Raw genomic sequence first — 3,992 nt, forward strand, 5'->3', positions numbered from 1 at the left:
TCGAAGGCGGCATGACCGCCTGGCACGCCGCCGGCCTCCCGACCACGACCGACTAGCCCGCCCCGACCGGCTCCCGGCGCCCCGACGCGTCGTACCGACGAGGAGCCGGCTGGAGGCAGGAAAAGGCAACGCGCGTCCTCGCCCATCCCCGCGTCGCGGTGCGCGCCGGGGGTGAACCCTTCTCTCCCGGACAGTTTCAGTAGCGCCAGCGACAGATCCACTGCTGCTGGTGGTCGCGGAAGGGGAGGGGCGGCAGCCGCGCGTGGTCCAGCCGCCAGGCCATCCAGCAGCGGCCCAGGCGCACTAAGCTGCAATCTCACCGGTCGGCCCGGTCGAAGCGCCGCCGCTCGCCCCGTCGCACCACTTGCTGCCCGAGCGGGTGCGTCCACCACAGGACCAGAAACAGCGCCAGCAGCAGGCGGTTGAGCCGGTTGCGCGCGGTCAGCTTGCTCGCCTCCAGGTTCCTGCCGCGCGTCTTGCAGTCCTGCTCGACGGCCTCGACCTGATGGCGACGCCGATACTCCCGGACGCGGGCAGGGCCGGCCGGACGGTCGGAGAGCAGCACCCAGGGTTCGCGATAGCGGACGGGCCAGATGATAGTGAGCTGGGCGGCATACCAGCCCTGGGTCTGGAACGCCGCCACCGGACCGGCCCAGCGCCGCCCGGGCCCCGGCACGTAGGCCCAGGCTGGACAGACCGTGCCGTCGGGGAGCCGGATGCGCACCCCCTGGCGGGCATCCAAGTTCCGGCGCATCAGCCAGTGCCAGCCCAGGCGCTGGCAACAGTCGATGACGACGGCGCTGGCCAAGCCGCGATCGACGACGAGGGTCACGGTGACTCCGGGCGGCAGTACGGCGGCCACGCGCTGGCAGAGCCGGGCCAGATAGGCCGCGGTGGGATGGGCCCAGACCGTCTGCCCGGGGACGATGTGCCAGGCCAGGGGCAGGACGCGACGATGCACGCCCAGGCCGAGCACCAGCAGCGTGGCCTCGTCCCGATCGGGGGTGGGGTCGAAGACCAGCAGCTCGCGGTGGCCGCGCTGGGCTTCGAGATCGTGTGGCTGCCGACCGATGCACCCTGGACCCACCCGATCGAGACGCGGTGGTGCTGAGTCACGCGGGACGTGGTGGTGACCATCGGCTGGCGGCGCAGGGGCGCCAGCTCACGGGACAGGTGGCAGCCTTCCTGGATCAGTTCGCGGACGGTTCGGAGGTCCTGTTGCGCGACGTCGGTCTGTTGCCCGGTCAAGTTGTGAAACTCCATTAGCCCCAGGCACAGACCACGGTGCGAGGATCCTCCCGGACCCGTCACGGACCCTAACCACAGCAAAGTGCCCACGCAGCGCCGGGTGGCTGTGCGTTGATGTTCCCGGCCGATGTCATGGCGTCTGTCTTGCAGCAGCCCGCGGCGCCGAATGGCGGCACGTGGTACGTCTCCACGTATTGGGGGAGGTGTATATGCGCTCTGCGGTCCATGTCTTTGCTCGCACCTTGCTGAGTCTCGCCTTCATCGTGCTCGGTTGGGATGCCGCACGGGAACCAGGCGGGCGCGTTAAGGTGGTAGCCGCGCTCGGTATCCCGCGACCGGACCTCGCGGTGCGGGCCAACGGTTCCCTCATGGTCGCGTCCGGTGCGATGCTGCTGCTCGGCATCCGTCCGCGGGCGGCCGCGTTGACGCTGGTGGCGTTGATGGTGCCGACCACGCTCGCCGGCCACCCCTTCTGGCAGGTGAACGATCCGCAGCAGCGCAAGGGGCAGCGCATCCATTTCTTGAAGAATCTGTCGATGATTGGTGGGTTGCTCTTCGTTGCCTTGAGTGGCGACCGGCATGACACCGCTTGCTCATCATCACGGCGAAGATGACAAGAATGGGGGATTGGGTGACGTTTCCGCCGCGACAACCTCAAAAGGGAAGCCATACCCGGATTGCCAATCGAGGCCATCCCTGACATACTATGCGCACGGATTCGCACCGACAGTGTAGTGTGGGGACCGTCGATCGCGAGGAGGAGTGATCGCATGTCGAGACGTATCCCCTGGCCGCTTGCGCTGCTCGTCGCTGTCACGCTGCTGCTGCCGCTCCTGGCAGCCTGCGGTGGGAGCAGCGAGAGCACGGCCACGACTGCGGCCGAGACGTCGACTACGAGCAGTGGAGCCAGCCAGACGGCTACGACGGCGCCGTCTGGATCGCCTGCGGCGTCACCGGCCGGGAGCGGGAGTTCGAGTACCCCGACCGCTTCTGGGGAAGCCCTGAAGATCGGTATGCTGGCGCCGTTCACCGGTGACCTCTCCGACTTCGGCCCCGCGTTCTGGAACGCTGCGATGCTTGCCGTCGAGGAGATCAACTCCGCCGGCGGTGTGCTCGGCCAGCCGGTCGAACTGGTGCGCGCCGATGACGGCACGTCGCCGCAGCAGGGCGTCGAAGAGGCGCGCCGCCTGGTCGAGGTCGAGCGGGTGAGCGCCATCATCGGCGCCGCCGCTAGCGGCGTGACCCTCCCAATTGCGGAGTCGGTCACCGGGCCGTCCGGGATCGTGCAGATCTCCCCGGCGTCGACGTCGCCCGCGCTGACCGACGCCAACGACAACGACTTCCTGTTCCGCACCACCATCTCGGACGCGGCGCAAGGTGTCGTCCTTGCACAGCTCGCCCAGGAGCAGGGCTTCAAGACCGCCTGCACCATGTACACGAACAACGCCTACGGCCAGGGCCTCTCCGAGGTCTTCTCCCGTGAGTTCGAGCGGCTCGGTGGGAAGGTCTTGGCCCAGGTGCCGCACGAGCAGGAGCAGGCGAGCTACGCCTCGGAGCTGGCTACTTGCACCGAGGGCAACCCGGACGTCCTGGCGGCCATTAGCTACCCGGAGAGCGCGCGCGTCTACCTGCGCGAGGCGGTAGAGCAGGGCCTGGTGAAGAACTTCCTGTTCGTCGACGGCACCAAGTCCGAGGAGCAGTTCGCCGACCTCGGCTGGGATGTCTTCCAGGGCATGTGGGGCACCGCTCCCGGCGCGCTCGACACCGATGAGGGTAAGTCGTTCGACGCTCGCTACGAACAGGCCTATGGCCGCCGGCCGGAGCTTCCCTTCCTCCGCGAGAGCTACGATGCCGTGTACGTGATCGCGCTGGCGGCGCAGAAGGCCGGCAGCACCGACCCGACGGCGATCCGTGACGCGATCCGCGAGATCGCCAACCCGCCGGGCGAGACGGTCACGCCGGGTCCCGACGGCTGGGCGCGAGCGCTCGAGCTGATCGCGGCCGGTACCGACATCAACTACGAGGGAGCAGCCAGCCCGGCCGACTTCGATGACCACGGCGATGTGCTCAAGGGCGCGATCGAGGTCTGGCGCGTGCAGGGCAACGCCATCGTCGTTCAGGAAACGCGTGAGATCGACCTGTCCCAGTAACCGCGCAAGCTGACCGATTGCAGCGGCCCCACACTCCCAAGCAGGGCTTGCGGTGAACACCGCAAGCCCTTTTTCCTGCGCCGCGCAGCGGCCGCGACCTGCGACACGCACGCACGCGGAAGGCTCCCGTGTCAAGCCGCCCGGCCAGCCGAACGCGCCTCAACGTGGAGTGCGGCGGCTCAGGCCGCCGCTGTGGTATGCCACAGGTCTGGACACCTAGATGAGGCGCATGCATGCCCAAGAGGGATGGTGTGAGGATCTCCGCGCCGTGGCGTGTGTCCGGGGCTAAAGCCGCCGGGCTGGGAGGCGAAGCCCACTGAAGGGGCTGGGGAGGCGATGTCCGGTGGGTGGCCCGATCGGCTCCGCCGGCACGTGGCCATCGCAGCCCCTTCAGTGGGCGCACACATGCTTAACCCGGCGGCTTTAGCCCCGGGCACGGGCCGAGTGCGTACGCCCACATAATTCGTCAAACTCCATGAAGCCCGGATTCAAACCAGACGTTGGGTTCCTCGTACCGCCCCTTGTCAGCGGCATGGTGGGCGGGGCGGCGGCCTAGCGGGTGGTGGCGGGGATGCGGCCGGATTGGCGCTTCCA

General features: G+C 68.5%; 4 protein-coding genes. 3 read left to right on the forward strand and 1 reads right to left on the reverse strand.

Features of this window, described 5'->3' with window-relative positions:
- Positions 1-316: 316 nt before the first annotated feature.
- Entirely contained in the window at positions 317-961 is a 645-nt protein-coding gene (locus IRZ30_RS16075) for a hypothetical protein (protein ID WP_294086605.1), read from the reverse strand.
- On the opposite strand from IRZ30_RS16075, the gene IRZ30_RS16080 reads away from it, so the two are divergent.
- From IRZ30_RS16080 to IRZ30_RS16090, 3 genes are all read left to right on the forward strand, one after another.
- Positions 956-1,111 (forward strand): hypothetical protein, encoded by a 156-nt coding sequence (locus tag IRZ30_RS16080; RefSeq protein WP_294086606.1) that lies wholly within the window; start codon positions 956-958, stop codon positions 1,109-1,111. The genes IRZ30_RS16075 and IRZ30_RS16080 overlap by 6 nt on opposite strands.
- A gap of 346 nt (positions 1,112-1,457) precedes the next feature.
- Positions 1,458-1,862 (forward strand): DoxX family protein, encoded by a 405-nt coding sequence (locus IRZ30_RS16085; RefSeq protein WP_294086607.1) that lies wholly within the window; start codon positions 1,458-1,460, stop codon positions 1,860-1,862.
- 156 nt (positions 1,863-2,018) lie between these two features.
- Positions 2,019-3,398, forward strand: coding sequence for an ABC transporter substrate-binding protein (locus tag IRZ30_RS16090; RefSeq protein WP_294086608.1), 1,380 nt, complete (start codon positions 2,019-2,021; stop codon positions 3,396-3,398).
- Positions 3,399-3,992: the final 594 nt, after the last annotated feature.

It is taken from the genome of Sphaerobacter sp. (assembly GCF_019683595.1).
GTDB lineage: Bacteria > Chloroflexota > Chloroflexia > Thermomicrobiales > Thermomicrobiaceae > Sphaerobacter.

Coding starts and splice junctions, on each gene's coding strand:
- IRZ30_RS16085 (WP_294086607.1), top strand. CDS start 1,458: ATGCGCTCTGCGGTCCATGTCTTTGCTCGCACCTTGCTGAGTCTCGCC.
- IRZ30_RS16080 (WP_294086606.1), top strand. CDS start 956: ATGCACGCCCAGGCCGAGCACCAGCAGCGTGGCCTCGTCCCGATCGGG.
- IRZ30_RS16090 (WP_294086608.1), top strand. CDS start 2,019: ATGTCGAGACGTATCCCCTGGCCGCTTGCGCTGCTCGTCGCTGTCACG.